The organism is Methanobacterium sp. BRmetb2 (genome assembly GCA_003491285.1).
Taxonomy (GTDB): Archaea; Methanobacteriota; Methanobacteria; order Methanobacteriales; family Methanobacteriaceae; genus UBA117.
The window spans coordinates 1,978,634-1,997,621 of record CP022705.1 but is presented as its reverse complement, the minus strand read 5'-3'; the positions used below and the strand labels follow the sequence as shown (position 1 = coordinate 1,997,621).

Sequence of the window (18,988 nt, the reverse complement as noted above, 5' to 3'; positions counted from 1 at the left end):
TTAAACTATTTTTACATGATGAATAATCGTATTTATTTAGGATGTGGAAAAGCTGAAGATTGAACACATGGCCATAAAAGAGGAGATGACAGTTCTCCAATTAATAGAAGAGATGGGTAAATCAGGAGTTTTAGGTGCTGGGAAAGTTGAAAAAGCAACCAAATTACTGGCCAAAGTAATCAATGATCCGGAAATCTCTGTTTTTTTAAGTATTGCCGGACCCCTAGTACCAGGTGGCCTTAGAAAAGTTGTTTCCGACTTGATCAAAAATGGATATGTGGATATAATTATCACCAGCGGCGCCAATATAACCCACGATCTTTTGGAGGCTTTCGGTGGTCATCACTACCGTGGCTATGAAAAAGACGACGAAAAATTATGTGAAAAGGGAATAGGCCGAATTGGTGATCTCTACACCAGATCAGAAGATTTTGAAGTTTTGGAAAAGAGAATTAGTGAAATTTTGGATGAAATCACCTCTAAATCTTCACAGCTTAATATTAGAGAACTAATATTTAAAATAGGAGAACTGATTGACGACGAAAATTCAATTTTAAGGAATGCCTCTTTAAATAATGTTCCTATTTATGCTCCAGGATTAATTGATAGTATGTTGGGTTTGCAGCTATGGATGTATACACAAACTAAGGATCTAATACTTGATGCAGTAGGGGATATGCATGAACTTTCAGATAAAGTTTTTAGCTCCAAAAAAGTAGCTGCAGTGATACTAGGTGGAGGCCTTCCGAAACACTACGCATTAGCATCTAACCTTCTAAAAGGAGGTGTTGATGCAGCCATACAGATAACCATGGATAGAAGCGAGACAGGAAGTCTGGGAGGAGCACCACTAGAAGAAGCAAAATCTTGGGCAAAAGCTAAGGCGGGATCAAATCTGGTAACTGTTATTGGAGATGTAACTATTATATTTCCCCTAATACTGGCCGGGGCCATGGAAATTTTAAATAAAAATGATGCAAAAGATTGAAGTTTTAATGAATTGAATACTTTTATAATATTAAGATAAATATCAACAATTATTTACTATTTTGAGGAAATATTGCATGTTAGAAGCCATTTTTTACAGCCTTTCCGGATTTTTTATGAAATTATCCGATGACAGCTACGACCAGGAAGACAACAAGACCCTTGCAATAATTTTTGGAGTAATTTGCGGTTTGACAATTGGTTATCTTGTTGTAACCAGTGCTGATGCAGCTTATATTTTTCTTGGAATATTTATTGGGACTCTGCTTTCTAAAAAAATTGATGGAATCCATCATATTATCACTGCTCTGGTTTTTCTAAGTATTGCTCTAATATTCGGCATTCCTTCGATGGGGATAGGGACGTTAGTGATCTGCGCTTTAGCTGCCTATATCGATGAAATTGGAAATGATAATACAGCTATTTCAAAAAGGAGTAAATTTTTTGGATTATTTTTTAAATACAGATTTACGCTTAAACTGGTTATTTTAGTGTTATCCCTTTTTGGGTTAATCCAGATTTTCCATCCTAATTTTAAAATTATAGGAATAGAGTTTATGCAATATTATACCATCATCTATTTCATACTATTTGAATTATTCTATGAAATTGCCGGTTTAAAGTTTGATGCTGTCTATAATAGACTTAGTAGACTCTCTAGGGTTTTGGGACTCATAAATTGATCTTCCAATTATCAATGCATCAGCATAGTGAAGCGTCTCTTTAGGAGTACCTCCCTGTACACCGACCCCTGGTGAGATAATAAAGGAATCTCCTACTATTTTTCTGATCTCTTTTAATCTGTGAAGTTTGGTGGAAGGGGCCACATAATTAGTTATTCCCATTTCAACCCCCATCTGAGCTATATCTTCAGAGACTTTTTGAAGAAATCTTGATGCTCCAGGATGGGACATTTCAGTTAGAAGGAAGACTTCCTTGGAATGTTCTACTGCCCGATCTAAGCAGGCTTTTACACTGTCCTCCCCTACAAATCCCTGAACAATAACCGCATCTGCCCCGGATTCAAAGGTAAGATCACATATCTTACTATTTGTTTCTGGAATATCTGCAACCTTAAAATCTGCAATAACCTTGAAATCAAAACTATCTTTAATTATAGATATAGATTCGAGTCCTTCACTTAGAACTAAAGGATAACCAACTTTCACGGTATTAATATAATCAGATATGGATTCGGCTATCTGCAAACCTTTAGATAGTTTGCGAACATCCATTGCCAGAATAATATTGTTTTGTACTTCCATGATCTTAATTGGGAGGCTTTGTTTAAATTATTTTTGAAATGGATATTCAAATTAATCCATTTTTAAGCATTGAAAAATTAAGAAAACATTACCATAATAATGAGAAAAACTTAACTGATTAATCTTATTTTTGATAAATATTTTTGATAAAAAATTTTTTTTTGATGAAATTTGAAATAATGACTATTTTTGATGTTTTAAAAAAGCTAAATTACCATTTACTTTATATAGTCTAAAAATCAATATAAGATTAGCCATTTTCATGGCTTATTTCGGAAGTGATAAATTGTTTAAAAATAGTTACGGTAGAGATAACTACTCAAATAGAGGAAATTCTCCTATTAATGAAGGAGACGAATATGATGTTAAAATTGAAGATCTCGGAAGAGATGGCGACGGAATTGCTCGTGTAGAGGGTTTTGTTGTATTTGTTTCAGGCGCCAAAGTTGGCGATGAAGTTAAAATAAAAATTACTTCAACTAGAAGAAATTTTGCTTTTGCTGAAATAGTGGAATAAATTGATTTTTATATTATATTAAAATAATTCTTGAAAATTTATATTTTCATGAATTTTATTATTTTTTGTTTTTAACTTTTTTTTATTTAGAATTCTAATTTTAATTAAATTTGTATCAATTACCAGATCCATATAGCAAACTTTATATACTTATTTTTATTCAAGTATAGTTGATAAAAATTAAAGGAGGCTTTAATGTGCATATTATGGAAGGTTTCTTACCTTGGCAATGGTGTTTATTATGGTATTTAATTTCAATACCTGTTGTTGTATATGGTATAATTCAGATTAAAAAAATTACAGATAAAAATCCAGAATCAAAACCATTATTAGCTGTTTCAGGTGCATTTATGTTTATTTTATCTTCTTTGAAAATGCCTTCTGTTACAGGAAGTTGTTCTCACCCTACAGGTAATGGTTTAGGAGCTGTATTGTTTGGTCCTGCAGCTGCAAGTGTTTTAGCAGCGATCGTTCTTGTATTCCAGGCGTTACTTCTAGCACATGGAGGGTTGACGACTCTTGGTGCTAATATTTTCTCTATGGGGATTGTAGGTCCATTTGCTGCGTGGTTAGTGTATAAAGGTATTCAGAAGATAGGTTGGGCCCCTTCAATTGGAATATTTTTTGCTGCGGTTCTTGGAGATTGGCTAACTTATGTAACTACTGCAACTCAACTATCATTAGCTTTCCCAATACCCACCTTTGGAGAAGCTTTTGTCAAGTTTATGGTAGTATTTGCTTACACTCAAGTACCCCTAGCAATTGCTGAAGGTCTTCTTACAGTTGTGATATTTGATTATATCATGAAACTAAGACCAGATATTTTAAGAACTTTAAAAGTCATAGGGCCTAAAAAAACAGAAGAAGTTGCAAAAAAAGCACCCGAGGTGACTTAAATGGTAGACAAAAAACCCATTATTTTACTGGCTTTAGTTGCAATAATATGTATCATCCCCCTTGCTATGTATAGTGGTCTAGGAGAAGATGAAGGTTATTTTGGTGGAGCCGATGGTGCAGCTGCTGAAATTGTAGAAGAAACAGGTTATGAACCATGGTATAATTCCATCTGGGAACCACCGAGTGGTGAAATAGAAAGTCTACTATTTGCTCTACAAGCAGCAATTGGAGCAATTATCATAGGCTACGTTTTAGGATATTATAAAGGCCAAGACAGTGAAAAAAAGAAAAAAAGCGGAAAATAAATATGGAATACTTGATTAAATGTAAATAGTGAAAAAAATATAATGAAGGAAAATGAAATACTGTTGATCACATGTTTGAAAACACACTGGATAACTATGCTCATTCCAACAATCTCAAAGATACAAATACATACTTTAAAGTTCTATTTGCAATTTTGACTATGTTGTTGAGTTTAATATCTACATCACCAGTTGTACCCTTCATTATAGCATTTTTTATGTCAGTTATTATCATATTTAAAGCTAAAATTCCGGTAAAATTCTATTTAAAATTTCTCGTTTTTCCATTTTCTTTTGCATTATTAACCTTTGCTTTTATGGCCATATTTTTTGGAATTGGCACACATATCCTGGAACTTGGAATATTTAATCTTGCAGTGACCCAGGACGGTTTTCAACTTGGACTTCTCGTATTTGCAAGAATAATGGGTTGTTTTACTTGTTTAGCATTTTTGGCCCTCACAACGCCAATGACTGAGCTTTTTTCAATACTAGAACTTTTTAAAATCCCCAAAATTGTTCTGGAAATTGCAATGTTAATGTACCGTTACATATTCTTATTTTTGGATGAAGCAATTAACATTTACCACTCCCAGGAAACACGTTTGGGTTATTCTTCCCTTAAAAAAACCTTTAAGTCCATGGGCATGTTAGGTAGCAATCTCTTCATAAAAACATGGAACAAAGGTGAACAAGCATATATTGCAATGGAATCAAGATGCTATGATGGTTCAATGAAAACAATAAAAGAATCTGAAAATATAAAAAGTATTGGAACTCGTAACTTTACCTTGTTAATATTATTTGAAATAATTCTTGCCATTGGAGTATATGTCACAGGAAATTTCAAAATTTTTTAACCTACTAAATTTATATGGTAATTTTTTAGAGATTATAGAAGAAGCAAGATATTTCCATCATATAAAATTATTACTGGTTACATGAAAAGATGTAAATTGTATTACCATAATCTGAATTTAAATCCACATGAGGCATTACTATGAATGTTGTTGAAACAAAAGATATCACTTATATTTATCCTGATGGAACAAAAGCCCTCAACAAAGTAAATTTCAAAGCTTCTAAGGGTAAAATTGTTGCACTTCTCGGTCCAAATGGTTCTGGAAAGTCCACGCTATTCTTGCATTTCAATGGTATACTTAAACCCAATTCAGGAACTGTAAAAATAGATAATATTCCAATAAAATACGAAAAACAAAGCCTCATCAAAATTAGACAAGATATTGGTTTAGTTTTCCAAAATCCGGACGATCAACTTATTGCCCCCACTGTCCAGCAAGATGTGGCCTTCGGTCCCCTGAATCTGGATCTGTCAAAAGAAGAAGTTAAATTACGGGTTAAAGAAGCTTTAAAACGAGTTGGTATGGAAGGTTTTGAAAAAAAAGCCCCGCATTACCTTAGCGGAGGCCAAAAAAAACGTGTAACCATTGCAGGTATACTGGCCATGAAACCCAAAATCATGGTGCTCGATGAACCCACAAGCGGCCTCGATCCTAAGGGAGCTTTCCATATTATGAAATTGCTCTACCAATTAAATAAAGAGGGCATGACAATTATTATAGCCACCCACGATGTGGACATGGTGCCCATATATGCCCACGAAGTTAATGTAATAAGTGAAGGCGAAATTATTAAAGAAGGAAGCCCTCAAGAAGTATTTGAAGATGCTAGAATAATAAGAGATGCTAAGTTAAGGCTTCCACACATAGCTCACCTTTTTGAGAGACTTCAAAATGAAGATCAAATATCATTTGGAGAAACATACCCACTCACGGTTAATGAAGCCAAAACAAGAATAAATAGAAAAATTAACAATAAAAAGAATTTTTAATAAATTAAACAGTTAATTCCTTAACTCATTTTTTTCTTTAATGTTAGAATAATGATAATTACAACAGTCATAAGTATTAGTACTGTTAAACAAAATGTAAAACTGTATTAATAGGATGGAAATTACATATTCATAGAACATTTCCAAAAAGAAATAGTTCTTCAATTCATATAAATCAATTAAAACCATTATTAAGGTGATATAATGAAAATTGGTATCTGTGACACCACTTTTGCACGTTTTAACATGGCCGAACATGTTATCGATGAAATTAAAATGCGTGTAGGTAACATGAAATTTATTAGACGTACTGTGCCTGGTATAAAGGATCTTCCTGTGGCTTCAAAAAAACTGATTGAAGAGGAAGGATGTGAACTTGTAATGGCCCTTGGAATGCCCGGTCCCGAGAAGATTGATAAAACATGTGCCCATGAAGCTTCTATGGGATTGATATATGCTCAGCTAATGACAAACACCCATATAATCGAAGTATTTGTACATGAAGATGAAGGTCAGGACGCCAAAGATTTGAAAATGTTAGCTGAAAACCGCGCCCGTGAACATGCACAGAACGTTGTTAAAATGTTGTTTAAACCAGATAAACTAAAGAGAGAATCTGGAATGGGTATGAGGGAAGGAAGACCCAATGTTGGTCCTCTTTGAAATTTGATATTATTATTGATTATTATAGTTTTGTAGTTTAAATTATTACTCAGAATTTGTGAAAAAAGAATTTATAAAATTATATTTACAAGGTGAGAACATGGTCAAAATAGTAGGAATAGTGGGAAGTCCTAGAAACGAAGGTAACACCAGTATTTTAGTTAAAGAAGCTTTAAAAGCTGCTGAAAATGTTGGTGCTGATACGCAGTTAATTAATATTGGTTTGATGGATATCCAACCATGTATTGCCTGCGACATATGTAAATCCACTGGTGAATGTTCTATTTATGATGATATGCAAAGTATCATAGACGAAATAATTACTGCCAAAGGCATAATCATAGGAAGCCCAGTTTATTTCGGCAGTATGACCTCCCAAACTAAGATGTTCATGGATCGAACCAGACCACTGCGTACAGATTTCAAACTTAGAGATAAAATAGGTGGAGCAATCACTGTTGGAGGGGCTCGCAATGGTGGCCAAGAAACAACCTGTGCTGCAATTCATCATTTTATGTTAATACATGACATGGTAATTGTGGGAGATGGGAAACCCCTGGCCCATTATGGTGGAACTGGAAAAGGCGGAGCCATAGGAGACACAGAAAACGATGCATTTGGTATTGAAAGCTCCCAAAATCTTGGTAAAAGAGTAGCAGAACTTGCAAAAAAGATAACTGAATAATCAAATAATTAATATTCACAAAGTCCCCAATATTTAGTAGGAATTAGATAAAATGAAAATATATTTGAACTTTTTATCATTAAATTTATCTAAATAAAAATAATCAGCTGGTTTAGAGGCTATAATCTCATGAACAATTCAGAAAAAATATTTATTATTGTACCAGCTTATAATGAAGAGAATACTCTTGAAAATGTTTTAAACAGTTTGATCAAGAGAGACTATAATATTATCATAGTAGATGATGGTTCAACTGACAAAACCTATGAAATTGCTTCAAAAATCCTTAATAAACACAAATTATATTTATACAAACATGTTTTAAATTTAGGCTTGGGCGCTGCTTTAAAAACTGGAATTGATGCTGCGTTAAAAAAAGGTGCTGATATCATTGTAACCTTCGATGCTGATGGACAACATGACCCTGCAGATATTGAAAAAATATGTGATCCTATTCTTAAAGGTCTAGCAGACGCTGTTATAGGTAGCAGGAACTTTGATTGTATGCCACAATCTAAAAAAATTGGTAATAAAATAATGAATAATTTAACCAGGATATTTTATGGAGTTAATGTAAAAGATTCTCAATCAGGATTGAGGGCATTTAATAGAAAAGCAGCAACACAGATAAATATTCATTTGAGAGGATATGGGGTTTCATCTGAAATACTGCGTGAGATTAAAAACAATAATATTAAAATGGAAGAAATACCCATTAAAACTATATACACAGATTATTCGCTTTCTAAAGGAACAAATACCGTAGAAGGATTAAAAATTCTTTCAAAAATGGTAGTAGATATTTTGAAAAGGGTGTTAATATGATATATCAAGTAGTGGGAGTTTTTATTGGGTTGATTGGTATAATAATTTCTTTAATAAGATTTAAAGAAGGAAAAACATCTTTAGGGATGTTATTTTTATGGATGATCATTTGGTTAATAATTATCATTGTTTCTCTTTTACCTGAATCCACCAGTATTTTGGCAAATATCCTAAATATTGGAAGAGGATTAGATCTAGCCCTTATTTTAGGATTAATTGGATGTTATTACCTTATTTTCAAAATATACACCATGATTGAAAGTCTGGAAAATGAGATGACCAAGCTGGTAAGGGAAATGGCACTGCAAAATGAGAAAAAGTCAAAAAAAGAAGAAAAAGAATAAATTTCAGGGCAAATATCAAATTTATTCATTATAATTTTATATATTTATTTTAAATGATTTCAAGTTATTATTTTAGGGAGTTAAAATGAGAATAGGTATATTTACTGAATATTTTCCAAAAACAGGAGATTTAGAAGTTAAAGGTGGTGCTGAAGCTTCTGCTTTTAATGAAGCTTATTATCTCTCCAAAAAACATCAAATTACAGTTGTTACCTCCAATGAAAAAGGAAGCAAGAAAAAGGATAATATAAATGGTATCAACATAATTAGATGTGGAAAAAGCAGAAAATATGTTCAAGCAGGTTCATTTAAGGATAGATTATCTTTTATGAAGGCAGCTTATGATAAGGGTAGACAAGAGAGTTTTGATATAATTGCTGCTTACAACTTCATAACCTATCCAGTAGTCTGGAAATTGTCTAAGAAACTCAAAATTCCCTGCATAGCCAGATATCATGATGTATGGATTGGTGAATGGGTGAAAAATGTTGGTTTTACAGGTATAACCGGGGAGATTCTGGAAAGATATACATTATCCCGAGACTTTGACCAGTTTATCGCGGTTTCCAATTATACAAAAGAAAAATTAAAAAAATATGTTCCAGAAAAAAAAATAAAAGTTGTGCCCAATATTGTGGAAGTACCATCAATTAAAGAGAATAAATTTAATAATCCTACAATATGCTGCGTGTCCCGTTTAGTTGATTATAAAAGAGTTGATGACTTAATTAAAGCTATTTATATCTTGAAAAAAGATATCCCTAATATTCAATGCATCGTAATAGGTACCGGTCCCCAAGAAGAAGACCTTAAACAAATGGTTAAAAAGTTCAATTTAGAGGATAATATCAAATTTTATGGTTTTGTAGAAAGCCACTTAAATGTTTTAAAAACCATTAAAGCATCACATGTATTCTGTTTGGCCAGTAATGTTGAAGGATTTGGAATAGTAATTGTAGAAGCCATGGGATTAGGAGTTCCATTTGTAGCTTCCAATATCCCTCCTTTATTAGAAGCAAGTCATGGCAAAGGTGGATTGTTTTATGAGGTAGAAAATTATAATGACTTAGCTGAAAAGATAAAAAATTTATTAAAAAATAATAAGACATATGATAAATTATCATCTGAAGGGTTGCACTATGTCAGAATGTATAAAGGAGAAAAAATAGCGTCAAAACTTGAAGAGATTTATAATGAATTAGTAAAGTAATTGAAACTTTCTAACAATAAATGAAATTTTTAAATTAGAAGAACAGTAGGTTCAGAAAGTTAAGTCATTAAAATTGGTAGTGCAAGAAGATTTATTGACATAAAAATATAAAATAAAAATAAATTATTTGCAAGTAAAAAATATTTCCAAATAGCTCATAAGAGGACTATTTTCTGGTATTCATTTAAAGGTGTCATAATGTTATATTTTAGAGGATGTGTGATAAGAGAAAAACTTACAGGAATATCTGATGCCACTCAAAAGATTCTGGAAGTTTCAGGCGTAAATTACAAAATATTAAGTGATGAAAAGTGTTGTGGTTCATTCCTTATGAGGACTGGTTTTTGCAAAGAGGCATTTGAATTAATGAATTCTAATCTCGAAATTTTAAAAGATGAAAAGATATTAGTTTCATGTGCAGGCTGCTATCGAACACTGAAACAGGATTATAAAGAATTATTTGACGTGAAACTTGATGTTGTTCATAGTTCTGAATTTTTCCAGGGTTTAATTGAATCTGGAAAACTCAAACTGAATAAAATTCCAAAAAAAATTACGTACCATGATCCGTGCCATCTGGGTCGTCACTGCAACCAATACTATGCTTCCCGCTTTGTAGTTGAAAGTTTAGGAAGTTTAGTTGAGATGGAAAAAAATAGAGAAAATGCCCGATGTTGTGGTTCTGGGGGTGGTGTAAGATCCGCTTACCCCGAAATTTCTGAGGAAATAGCATCTATGCGGATGGAAGACGCCCGCAAAACTGGTGCAGATCTTATTACAACCGCGTGTTCTTTTTGCACTTTAAATCTTAATTCCGCATGTAAAAAAGGTGAAAAAGTATTGGATTTATCTGAAATCATTTTAATGGGGTTGGAAGATGAATAAGTCCCATTTAAAAACTATGAGGCAATCATTTCAATTGATGGAACAGCGCAGGAAAGATTTGTTAGACGATAAAACAACTAAAGACCTTATAGATAGAGTTAAAAATATAAGGGAAAACGCTATAGATAATCTGCCTATTTTGATAGAGAGTGTTAAGAATCGATTTAAAGAAAATGGAATAGAATTAGAATATGCAGAAACTGCTGATGATGCCCTTGGAATTATCCATAAAATTATAGGTAATAATAAGATAATTGGCAAATCCAAATCAAATACTATATCTGAAATAGGCCTTTCAGATTATCTAAAATCTAAACAAGTAAAACTTGTAGAAACTGATTTAGGCGATAGAATTGTTCAGCTAAATCCTGAAAACAATAAATCATGTCACCCTATTGGTCCAGCTCTTCATTTGAATATAGAGAGAATTGCAGAGATTGTTTCAGAAAATTTAGGTTCTAAGGTAAATCCTGAACCACGGGAAATTATAGATATAGTAAAATCCAATGTACTGGAAGAATTATCAGAATGTTCAATAGGCATAACTGGAGCCAATTCCGTGGCTGCTGATGATGGATCAATTGTTATTGTACATAACGAAGGTAATGTAAACCTGGTTTCAATGATGGATACACATATAGTATTAGTGGGTATAGACAAGCTAGTAACTACTATAGAAGAGGCAATATCCGTAGTGAAACTGGAAACTATGTATGCTACAGGTACCAGAGTCCCCTCATATATTAATATTATCTCTGGACCTTCAAAAACTGCAGATATTGAAAAAAGATTGATAGAAGATATGTATGGTGCCAAAAAAGTTGTGGTAATACTAATGGATAATGGAAGAAGCAGTGCACTAAAAAAATGTTTATGGTGTATTGGGTGTGGAAGTTGTATTGTTTCCTGTCCTGTTTACAATGCTGTGGGATTTGACTTTGGATACCGTGGTTATTTAGGAGGAAGAGGTGTTGCTTTTAGTAAATTTATTAAAAACCAGGAAACATCATTCAAATCTGGACTGTTTTCATGTACTTTATGCGGTTTATGTACCCTGGAATGTCCCGTGAATATTCCCACTAACGAAATTATAGAAAAATTACGTATAGGTTCTGTAAAATCAGGATGTTTCCACCAAAAACATGTTAAAATTGTAGATAACATAAAGAAAAAAGGAAGTCCCTTCTAATAAATTCAAACAATTTCTTTTTATTTAAGAGAGAGTGTTATCTTACATGAAAATTAATTTCAGTATTAACCAAAAACAATGGTTTTTAATTGATTTGTAACCATAAATTTAAATATTAGATTTAAGACTTGAATAGTAATAGGAGGTATATGATTTGCTTCTGTTGATAAGTCCAATAAACACTGAAGAAGCACTGGAATCCATTAAAGGCGGTGCAGATATAGTCGATGTCAAAAATCCAAAAGAAGGATCATTAGGTGCAAATTTTCCATGGATTATTAAAAGTATAAAAAAAATCACTCCTGAAGGTATGCAGGTCAGTGCTACTCTGGGAGATGTACCATACAAACCAGGTACAATTTCTCTGGCAGCAACAGGTGCAGTAGTTTCAGGGGCAGATTATATAAAAGTAGGATTGTACGGAACTAAAAATTATGATCAGGCCTATGAAGTTATGAAAAATGTTGTTAAAGCTGTTAAAGACTTGAATGAAGATGCGCTGGTTGTAGCATCAGGATATGCAGATGCTCATCGAGTTGGTGCAGTGGATCCTATGGAAATACCTAAAGTTGCAGCTGCAGCTGATGCTGATCTGGCCATGGTAGATACTGCAGTTAAAGACGGTAAAACACTATTTGATTTTATGAACACAGAAGTTCTAGAAAAATTTGTAGAGGATGCCCATGATCATGGGTTAAAGTCTGCCCTTGCCGGTTCAATCCAAAAAGACCAATTATCAATTTTATATAGATTAAAATGTGATGTTGTAGGTATTAGAGGTGCTGTATGTTCAGATGGAGACAGAAATTCTGGAACCATAAAGAGTAGTGCTGTAGCTGATTTAAAAAAAATGATTGAAAATTTTTAATTCCCTAATATTATAAGAAAATTAGGATATAATTTTAATAATTATAAATTCAAAATAATTGATCTAATACTAATTCCATTCAAAATAAATTGATATTATTAAAATTTCATATTTTTGGCAATATTTTAATAGTACTTTTTATTCTTCATATGGATTTGAACCTTTAAAGTTTTATGAGGTGCTCTAATGTACTCTAAGAAGTTAAAAGATGCAGAAGTTGGTTATACATTTGATGATTTTTTAATTATTCCCAACCCTTCATCTGTTGAACCAAAAGATGTGAACACTGTAGCCAGGGTCTCTAAAAACCATGATTTAAATATACCTGTGGTAAGTTCGGCCATGGATACTGTTACTGAATCTGAGATGGCAATTGCTATTGCACAGGAAGGCGGTCTTGGTGTAATTCATCGAAACATGACCATACATGAACAGGTCGAAGAAGTGAAAAAGGTAAAAAGATCCAGTGATCTTACTATAAGAGATGTTATAACCACAGAACCCTATGCTACCTTAAAAGATGCCCATGAAATCATGGAATCACAAGAAATCAGCGGACTACCTGTTGTAAAAAATGAAAAAGTTATTGGTATTATAAGTAGAAGGGATATTAAACCTATATTAAACTCTGATGCTCAAAAAAAGGTTAAGGAAATAATGACTGAAGAGGTAGTAACTATCTCTGAAGATATACCTCCTGAAGAAGCATTAGATATAGCCTACGAAAACAAGGTTGAAAGACTTCCCGTGGTTAGAAATGACAAAATCGTGGGAATTGTAACTATAAAAGATATATTGGAACGGAAAAAATATCCAAATGCATCCCGAGACAAGAAAGGACGATTTTTGGTAGCTGCAGCCACAGGACCTTTTGATCTAGAACGTGCTATGGATTTAGATGAGGCTGGTGCAGATATCATAGCTGTGGATTGTGCCCATGCCCATAATTTGAATGTAGTAAAGTATGCAGGAACAATAAAAGAAAATATTGATGCCGATCTTATCGTTGGTAACATAGCCACCAAAAAAGCAGCAGAAGATTTGATTGCACAAGGAGTTGATGGGTTAAAAGTTGGTATTGGTCCTGGATCAATGTGCACAACCCGCATAATTGCCGGTGTAGGAGTTCCGCAACTAACTGCTGTATCGGAAGTTGCAGATGTTGCAGGAGAGTATGATGTTCCGATAATAGCCGACGGAGGGCTAAGATATTCAGGCGACATTGCCAAAGCAATAGCTGTAGGTGCTGACTCTGTAATGCTTGGAAACTTACTTGCAGGAACATACGAAGCTCCCGGCGAGGTAGTGATAATGAATGGAAGAAAATATAAACAGTATCGAGGTATGGGATCCCTAGGAGCAATGACTGGTGGATTCGGAGCTGGAACTGACAGATATTTCCAGGAAGTCAAAGGACCAATGAAACACGCCAAATTAGTACCAGAGGGTGTTGAAGGCGTAGTTCCTTATAAAGGACCAGTAAGCGAAATTTTATTCCAGTTGGTAGGCGGACTGAAAGCATCTATGGGTTACAGTGGTGCGAAAGATATTAAAAAAATGCAGGAAAAAGCCAGATTAATTAGAATAACTGCCAGCGGCATAACCGAAAGCCATCCCCATGACCTTTTGATAACCAATGAAAGTCCTAATTATCCAAGCACTCGACTAATGTAATATGCCTAAAAAGGCATAAACTATTTTTATTTTTTAGATATAACAAATTCTCTTAAACTAAATTAAAAAAGAAAGGATTTTAATTTTATGAAATCTTGCATAATATTATGTGGGGGTAAAGGCATAAGAATGGGTAGAGATAAAGGATCACTTTTCTTAGATGATAAACCCATGATTTTACATAGTATAAATAATTTAAAAGATTTTTTTGATGAAATATTAATTGTACTTCGAGATAAAAAGCAAATTGATGTTTATAAAAAGATTGTTAAAAAAAAAGAATATCAGCAAACCTCCATATTATTTTTAAATGATAAAATACCGGATCAAGGTCCTCTTGCAGGAATAATGACTGGTTTATCAAAAATAAAATCTGATCATGCTTTAATATTACCCTGCGATTCTCCATTCGTATCTGAATCATTTATAAAAAACATTTTCTATTATTTTGAAAAAGAAAATTCATATCAAAAAACTAATAAATATGATGGAATTATTCCCCAGTGGGATGATGGAAAAATAGAGCCACTACACTCTATCTACAAAAAAAAGGCCGTACCTAAAATTGAAAAACTCCTTAAAAATGGAGTAAATGATGTTAAATCTTTGACTCAATGTTTAAAGATGAAATATATTAATGTTAAATATTTAGATGAGTCAAAAGACAGTTTTAAAAATATTAACCGCCCAGAAGATATTACTTCATTGTAACTAAATTGTATTGCTCAACATCAAAGGTTTGGATATCTACACTTCGAGGGTTTCGGCCCATCTCGAGAACGAACTTATTAACCCTTTCAATTATATCAATAATATTTTTTTTCTCAATTTTTGTTCCGTTTATCATGGTGAATTCAGGCATTTCACCATTTTGCTTTTTAAATTCTATTACTTCATCAACCATTTCTCTATACTGTTCTAAAGTTAGTCTCTTCATTAATACCAACCTTGAGTTTTTTAGAAGTATATTATTCAAGGTATATAAATGATTTGGATTTCATTTTAAAGAACTGTTAGTTTTGTCCTTCAATTTTACAGTGCGTATGGATTTACTCCGTAAATTCTACTCTGGCATCTGGATCAAATGGATTTGTTCTTAGGGCTAGAGAAAATAGATATGGATAATTGTTCATAAGATGTTCCATATACTGCAACCATTCATATATTAATAAACCGTATGCACGATTAATATCACCAGCAAGATGTTCATAATCTACTTTGGACAGATTATATAGATCTTCTCTCTTTTCCAATTCTTCTGTTAAATGGAATACTGCCCATAACATATCTGTGAAACTATCGTGTTCCAGTAAGTTAGGATTTTCAAGCAAACGTAACAAGAATTCCCTCTTTTTTACTAAAAAAGTTTTCATATCGTTTAAGTATTTCAATGAATCTGAATGCGAACTGTCCAGTTGAATTTCAAATTCCAAATTTTTAATTTGCTCTGAAATCTTTAAAAAACGATCCTCATCCCATTCATTATTCACTATTAAATAATTTCGAATTTCCTTTTGATTTGGATCAAAAAATCCGATATTTTTAATAAGTTCGGTTCCAACATCACTGAAAAATGCACCAATAACCATATTTAACTTTTCAAGCATGATCTTTTTCTCTTTTTCATTGATAGCCCTTTCTATCACCAGTACAACCACTAAAACCTCTATAGGTAAAAATGAGATGTCAATACCAATATAAAAAAGTTCCGTGTCCAGTTTATGAAAAATAAGGTACTGAAACACATAAAAAGCTATAGATAAAATTACCAAAAATACACCTAATCGAAATCTCCAGCCCAGTTTTTGCATATTATCTCCCTAAATATTTAATGATAGTAAATAATAAATTTGATAGGATATTTCAAAGGTAGATGATTAATTTAACACCTTAAATCATTTTTTTCCATATTCTATAAAACATTAACAAAGGAATTATCCATTAAAAAAATTATTTGCCCTTAAACGCGTATATAATTGCTACAGGATTTTGGGCATACATCATAGTTCCTCTCTCAATTATTTTACCTCTTGAAATGGACACATCTACAATGTATGGTGACAAACCCAATTTTTGTAAGGATTTTATTGCATCAACACGTGTTTCAAGCAAGATTGCAGTAATGATAATCCTGCCGTTTTCATTGAGATTGGAAAACCCATTTTTAAGGATTTGAGAAAGATCGCCGCTACTTCCACCGACCATTAAAATATCAAATTTTGGGATTTTATCTATTACATCAAGGGCATCTCCAGGAATAAGTTCCACTTTCTTATCAAGTTTTTGCAGTTTTAAATTTTTTGAGGTTAAACTAATTGCCTTGGGATTTTTGTCAATAGAATAAACTTTTTTAGCCCTTTTTGCAAATTCAGAGGTTAAACCTCCAGTGCCACATCCAATTTCAAGAACTACATCATCATTAGAAACGCCTGATTTACACACAACTAAGCACCGAACCTCTTCCTTGGTTGGGCCGGGGACATCATCTAATTTTAAAAATTTAGAATCATCATTCATGGTTTTTCACCATGCCAGCGCTTGAAAAGATGGTTTTCAATTCCCATCACATCTAATATTTTACCAGCAATAAAATTAGCCATATCATCAATGTTTTTGGGATTATGATAAAAACCAGGCATTGCAGGAAGAATTACTCCACCTTCACTGCTAATTTTTAGCATGTTTTCTAAATGAACTGATCTTAGTGGAGTTTCACGCGGAACAACAATTAACTTTCTTTTTTCCTTGAGAGCCACATCAGCTGCTCTGGTTATGGCATTACTGGCATATCCATTAGCTATGGCAGACAAAGTTTTCATGGTACAAGGCACAATAACCATTGAATTAAAACGGCAAGACCCACTGTTAATGGATGCAGTAAGATCATTAGAGTCATATAAACGAGTAGCAAGATTTTTTAGATCATTTTCATCCATGCCCAATTCATGTTCCAAAATTATACTTGCAGGATTTGTAATAACTAGTGAAGTATCTATTTCAAGATCTTTTAAAGCTTTTAAAAGATTTAATCCGTATATAACTCCACTAGCACCGGTAATAGCTACGATTATCATAGTTTCACTTCAGTTATTTGTGAATGTTATTTATAATTCTTTAAGATTAAATTAATTTACATTTACTCCAGTCCAAAAATTTTCTTTAATAAATTTACTTTTGTCCTAGGTTAAGATATTCTTCAAAGGAAAATGTTGAAGCTCTACCAGCATAATTTTCTGGTAGATAGATGCATAAATCTGCATGATTAAAACGAGCAGCATTCAAAGCACCTACAATACTAGATATCTCACTTAATTTAACTATATCTTCATCAACTGATACTAAAGTCCGCATTTCGTCAAAAGAAGGATATTCCGGTACATCAATTATAACATAATCAGCAGGGATGTCTAAATCCTCTGAAATTTCATGTTCATATTTTTTAATATCTTCTCGACTTATTTTAAAAATTTCCTCAGGATAGTCTATTTCATCAAGTTTTAAGCAGAATACATTTTTAAACAGATCTCTATTATCTAACCGAATCATTATTTCCTTGATGAATCCTTCCTTAGCCCTAGAAATAGAAATAATATCAGTATCATCATATTCATAAATTTTATCTTGAACAACGTCTCCATTCTCAAAAAGTTTTCTCAAACACCTTCTAAACATGGAATTAACAATACGGGTGGTGTGATGCTGATAAACGCTGGGATACATAAAATAACGGGCTACTAAAGTTGATTCAGCAGCTTGAACTCCTTTTATATCAAGAACTAAATTTTTTTTAAGTTTCATATTATATATAAGACGTTCCACATCAATTACTCCATAAGCAACCCCTGTGTAATGGGAATCTCTAAGAAGATAATCCATTCGATCCACATCCAACTCTCCAGATATAATCTGTCCTAGTGGACCTTTTCCATTAATTACATCAATAATTTCCCTTGGATCGAATGATTCCGATAATATATCTGCAATTTGGGATTCTTTAATAACCTTCGATGTAAAAATTTCATGCGAATAATCTAAAACAGCTTCAGATACATGTGAAAATGGGCCGTGCCCCACATCATGAAGAATAGCACTAATTCTCACTATTTCTTTTTCATCATCATCTAAATCAAGATGATCAGCTAACTTTGATGCTAAAAACATAGCCCCCATGGAATGTTCAAAACGGGTGTGGTTGGCACCAGGATAAACCAGATAGGTAAAACCTAATTGTTTAATTCTTCTAAGCCTTTGAACTTGAGGCGTATCCACTAATTTAACTTCAAAATTTTTTAATTGAAGATTCCCATGCACACTGTCCCTTATAAATTTCAATTCATACCCCCATGAGCTTAAAAAGTTATTTAAGAAATATTATTGAAAATTAACCTCCAGACATAATAATATTCTTTCCACTATCTGTATATTCTTCTTTTTTAAAATCTAAATCATGTTTCGTTTTTTCAATAATTTCATTTAATGCTTCGCGGGTTTCCTGTCTATGAGAACCAGCAACAGCCACTAAAAATAATGGATCTCCCACATAAAATTCGCCTACATAATGGACTACAGCAACATCTATTATTTTATACTTGTTTTTGATTTTTTTTATAATAGTTTCCAGTTCTTTTTCTGTCTTTTTAGTATTTGGAGTGCTCAAATCCAATTTTTTGATTTTTTTATCCTTTTCATTACTTCTTACTATTCCTTGAAATGTGAATATTGCACCACAATGGTCAATTTTTGGATTATCCTCAACATAATTAATTAAATCATTGATTGTTACTATATCTTCACCTTTCTCGATGATTTTAATCAGCATTAT

At 32.7% G+C, this 18,988-nt stretch carries 24 protein-coding genes; 17 read left to right on the top strand and 7 right to left on the bottom strand.

The genetic code is table 11. The features are described 5' to 3' along the window. Positions 1–67: 67 nt before the first annotated feature. Both CIT01_10055 and CIT01_10050 read left to right on the top strand, forming a co-directional pair. Positions 68–988, top strand: coding sequence for a deoxyhypusine synthase (locus CIT01_10055; GenBank protein AXV38525.1), 921 nt, complete (start codon positions 68–70; stop codon positions 986–988). Positions 989–1,064: 76 nt separating this feature from the next. Beyond that, positions 1,065–1,670 carry a hypothetical protein gene (locus tag CIT01_10050; GenBank protein ID AXV38524.1) on the top strand — a complete coding sequence of 202 codons (606 nt, stop codon included), beginning with the start codon at positions 1,065–1,067 and terminating at the stop codon, positions 1,668–1,670. Here the strand turns inward: CIT01_10050 and pyrF are convergent. Further along, on the bottom strand, positions 1,605–2,252 hold the full coding sequence (gene pyrF / locus CIT01_10045; GenBank protein ID AXV38523.1) for an orotidine-5'-phosphate decarboxylase: 648 nt from the start codon (positions 2,250–2,252) through the stop codon (positions 1,605–1,607). The genes CIT01_10050 and pyrF overlap by 66 nt on opposite strands. Before the next feature lie 262 nt (positions 2,253–2,514). On the opposite strand from pyrF, the gene CIT01_10040 reads away from it, so the two are divergent. From CIT01_10040 to CIT01_09970, 15 genes are all read left to right on the top strand, one after another. Next, positions 2,515–2,769: a deoxyribonuclease gene (locus CIT01_10040; protein ID AXV38522.1), complete on the top strand. Its 255-nt coding sequence runs from the start codon at positions 2,515–2,517 to the stop codon at positions 2,767–2,769. Positions 2,770–2,966: 197 nt separating this feature from the next. Beyond that, positions 2,967–3,665, top strand: a complete 699-nt coding sequence (locus CIT01_10035) for a cobalamin biosynthesis protein CbiM (GenBank protein ID AXV38521.1) — start codon at positions 2,967–2,969, stop codon at positions 3,663–3,665. After that, positions 3,666–3,971, top strand: a complete 306-nt coding sequence (locus CIT01_10030) for a cobalt ABC transporter substrate-binding protein CbiN (protein AXV38520.1) — start codon at positions 3,666–3,668, stop codon at positions 3,969–3,971. It abuts the gene before it with no gap. 71 nt (positions 3,972–4,042) lie between these two features. Next, entirely contained in the window at positions 4,043–4,831 is a 789-nt protein-coding gene (cbiQ, locus tag CIT01_10025) for a cobalt ECF transporter T component CbiQ (GenBank protein ID AXV38519.1), read from the top strand. A gap of 140 nt (positions 4,832–4,971) precedes the next feature. Further along, positions 4,972–5,823, top strand: coding sequence for an energy-coupling factor ABC transporter ATP-binding protein (locus tag CIT01_10020; GenBank protein AXV38518.1), 852 nt, complete (start codon positions 4,972–4,974; stop codon positions 5,821–5,823). Positions 5,824–6,027: 204 nt separating this feature from the next. Next, positions 6,028–6,486, top strand: a complete 459-nt coding sequence (locus CIT01_10015) for a riboflavin synthase (protein AXV38517.1) — start codon at positions 6,028–6,030, stop codon at positions 6,484–6,486. Positions 6,487–6,586: 100 nt separating this feature from the next. Beyond that, positions 6,587–7,171, top strand: a complete 585-nt coding sequence (locus CIT01_10010; protein AXV38516.1) for a flavodoxin — start codon at positions 6,587–6,589, stop codon at positions 7,169–7,171. A gap of 129 nt (positions 7,172–7,300) precedes the next feature. Then, positions 7,301–7,996 (top strand): dolichyl-phosphate mannose synthase, encoded by a 696-nt coding sequence (locus CIT01_10005; GenBank protein ID AXV38515.1) that lies wholly within the window; start codon positions 7,301–7,303, stop codon positions 7,994–7,996. Beyond that, entirely contained in the window at positions 7,993–8,340 is a 348-nt protein-coding gene (locus tag CIT01_10000) for a hypothetical protein (GenBank protein AXV38514.1), read from the top strand. Before CIT01_10005 ends, CIT01_10000 begins: the two co-directional genes overlap by 4 nt. An 85-nt stretch (positions 8,341–8,425) precedes the next feature. After that, positions 8,426–9,550 (top strand): glycosyltransferase, encoded by a 1,125-nt coding sequence (locus CIT01_09995; GenBank protein AXV38513.1) that lies wholly within the window; start codon positions 8,426–8,428, stop codon positions 9,548–9,550. A gap of 198 nt (positions 9,551–9,748) precedes the next feature. Beyond that, entirely contained in the window at positions 9,749–10,435 is a 687-nt protein-coding gene (locus CIT01_09990) for a hypothetical protein (GenBank protein ID AXV38512.1), read from the top strand. After that, on the top strand, positions 10,428–11,624 hold the full coding sequence (locus tag CIT01_09985; GenBank protein ID AXV38511.1) for a lactate utilization protein B/C: 1,197 nt from the start codon (positions 10,428–10,430) through the stop codon (positions 11,622–11,624). The genes CIT01_09990 and CIT01_09985 overlap by 8 nt, the downstream gene beginning before the upstream one ends. Positions 11,625–11,778: 154 nt before the next feature. Further along, positions 11,779–12,492 carry a hypothetical protein gene (locus tag CIT01_09980; protein AXV38510.1) on the top strand — a complete coding sequence of 238 codons (714 nt, stop codon included), beginning with the start codon at positions 11,779–11,781 and terminating at the stop codon, positions 12,490–12,492. 186 nt (positions 12,493–12,678) lie between these two features. Continuing rightward, positions 12,679–14,166, top strand: coding sequence for an IMP dehydrogenase (locus tag CIT01_09975; protein AXV38509.1), 1,488 nt, complete (start codon positions 12,679–12,681; stop codon positions 14,164–14,166). 87 nt (positions 14,167–14,253) lie between these two features. Next, positions 14,254–14,877 (top strand): molybdenum cofactor guanylyltransferase, encoded by a 624-nt coding sequence (locus CIT01_09970; GenBank protein AXV38508.1) that lies wholly within the window; start codon positions 14,254–14,256, stop codon positions 14,875–14,877. On the opposite strand, the gene CIT01_09965 is transcribed toward CIT01_09970, so the two are convergent. The 6 genes from CIT01_09965 to CIT01_09940 all read right to left on the bottom strand — a co-directional run bounded on the left by CIT01_09965 (position 14,864) and on the right by CIT01_09940 (position 18,988). Continuing rightward, on the bottom strand, positions 14,864–15,103 hold the full coding sequence (locus CIT01_09965) for a pseudomurein-binding protein (GenBank protein AXV38507.1): 240 nt from the start codon (positions 15,101–15,103) through the stop codon (positions 14,864–14,866). The genes CIT01_09970 and CIT01_09965 overlap by 14 nt on opposite strands. A 112-nt stretch (positions 15,104–15,215) precedes the next feature. Continuing rightward, complete coding sequence (locus CIT01_09960) at positions 15,216–15,977, bottom strand: hypothetical protein (GenBank protein ID AXV38506.1); 762 nt, start codon at positions 15,975–15,977, stop codon at positions 15,216–15,218. A 139-nt stretch (positions 15,978–16,116) separates the two neighbouring features. Continuing rightward, positions 16,117–16,683 carry a precorrin-6Y C5,15-methyltransferase (decarboxylating) subunit CbiT gene (gene cbiT / locus CIT01_09955; GenBank protein AXV38505.1) on the bottom strand — a complete coding sequence of 189 codons (567 nt, stop codon included), beginning with the start codon at positions 16,681–16,683 and terminating at the stop codon, positions 16,117–16,119. Next, on the bottom strand, positions 16,680–17,240 hold the full coding sequence (locus tag CIT01_09950; GenBank protein ID AXV38504.1) for an aromatic acid decarboxylase: 561 nt from the start codon (positions 17,238–17,240) through the stop codon (positions 16,680–16,682). Before CIT01_09950 ends, cbiT begins: the two co-directional genes overlap by 4 nt. A 94-nt stretch (positions 17,241–17,334) precedes the next feature. Continuing rightward, positions 17,335–18,498 carry a phosphodiesterase gene (locus CIT01_09945; GenBank protein ID AXV38503.1) on the bottom strand — a complete coding sequence of 388 codons (1,164 nt, stop codon included), beginning with the start codon at positions 18,496–18,498 and terminating at the stop codon, positions 17,335–17,337. Positions 18,499–18,547: 49 nt separating this feature from the next. Continuing rightward, the gene (locus CIT01_09940) at positions 18,548–18,988 is read right to left on the bottom strand and encodes a molybdenum cofactor biosynthesis protein MoaE (protein ID AXV38787.1); all 441 of its coding nucleotides are present in this window, start codon (positions 18,986–18,988) and stop codon (positions 18,548–18,550) included.

What these genes read in the sequence shown, in the direction of transcription:
- CIT01_10005 (AXV38515.1), top strand. Translation starts at nt 7,301, where the DNA reads ATGAACAATTCAGAAAAAATATTTATTATTGTACCAGCTTATAATGAA.
- CIT01_09990 (AXV38512.1), top strand. Translation starts at nt 9,749, where the DNA reads ATGTTATATTTTAGAGGATGTGTGATAAGAGAAAAACTTACAGGAATA.
- CIT01_09970 (AXV38508.1), top strand. Translation starts at nt 14,254, where the DNA reads ATGAAATCTTGCATAATATTATGTGGGGGTAAAGGCATAAGAATGGGT.
- CIT01_10030 (AXV38520.1), top strand. Translation starts at nt 3,666, where the DNA reads ATGGTAGACAAAAAACCCATTATTTTACTGGCTTTAGTTGCAATAATA.
- CIT01_09950 (AXV38504.1), bottom strand. Translation starts at nt 17,240, where the DNA reads ATGATAATCGTAGCTATTACCGGTGCTAGTGGAGTTATATACGGATTA.
- CIT01_09975 (AXV38509.1), top strand. Translation starts at nt 12,679, where the DNA reads ATGTACTCTAAGAAGTTAAAAGATGCAGAAGTTGGTTATACATTTGAT.
- CIT01_09995 (AXV38513.1), top strand. Translation starts at nt 8,426, where the DNA reads ATGAGAATAGGTATATTTACTGAATATTTTCCAAAAACAGGAGATTTA.
- cbiQ (AXV38519.1), top strand. Translation starts at nt 4,043, where the DNA reads ATGTTTGAAAACACACTGGATAACTATGCTCATTCCAACAATCTCAAA.
- CIT01_09965 (AXV38507.1), bottom strand. Translation starts at nt 15,103, where the DNA reads ATGAAGAGACTAACTTTAGAACAGTATAGAGAAATGGTTGATGAAGTA.
- CIT01_10000 (AXV38514.1), top strand. Translation starts at nt 7,993, where the DNA reads ATGATATATCAAGTAGTGGGAGTTTTTATTGGGTTGATTGGTATAATA.
- CIT01_10020 (AXV38518.1), top strand. Translation starts at nt 4,972, where the DNA reads ATGAATGTTGTTGAAACAAAAGATATCACTTATATTTATCCTGATGGA.
- CIT01_10050 (AXV38524.1), top strand. Translation starts at nt 1,065, where the DNA reads ATGTTAGAAGCCATTTTTTACAGCCTTTCCGGATTTTTTATGAAATTA.
- CIT01_10010 (AXV38516.1), top strand. Translation starts at nt 6,587, where the DNA reads ATGGTCAAAATAGTAGGAATAGTGGGAAGTCCTAGAAACGAAGGTAAC.
- CIT01_09960 (AXV38506.1), bottom strand. Translation starts at nt 15,977, where the DNA reads ATGCAAAAACTGGGCTGGAGATTTCGATTAGGTGTATTTTTGGTAATT.
- CIT01_10015 (AXV38517.1), top strand. Translation starts at nt 6,028, where the DNA reads ATGAAAATTGGTATCTGTGACACCACTTTTGCACGTTTTAACATGGCC.
- pyrF (AXV38523.1), bottom strand. Translation starts at nt 2,252, where the DNA reads ATGGAAGTACAAAACAATATTATTCTGGCAATGGATGTTCGCAAACTA.
- CIT01_10040 (AXV38522.1), top strand. Translation starts at nt 2,515, where the DNA reads ATGGCTTATTTCGGAAGTGATAAATTGTTTAAAAATAGTTACGGTAGA.
- CIT01_09985 (AXV38511.1), top strand. Translation starts at nt 10,428, where the DNA reads ATGAATAAGTCCCATTTAAAAACTATGAGGCAATCATTTCAATTGATG.
- cbiT (AXV38505.1), bottom strand. Translation starts at nt 16,683, where the DNA reads ATGAATGATGATTCTAAATTTTTAAAATTAGATGATGTCCCCGGCCCA.
- CIT01_10055 (AXV38525.1), top strand. Translation starts at nt 68, where the DNA reads ATGGCCATAAAAGAGGAGATGACAGTTCTCCAATTAATAGAAGAGATG.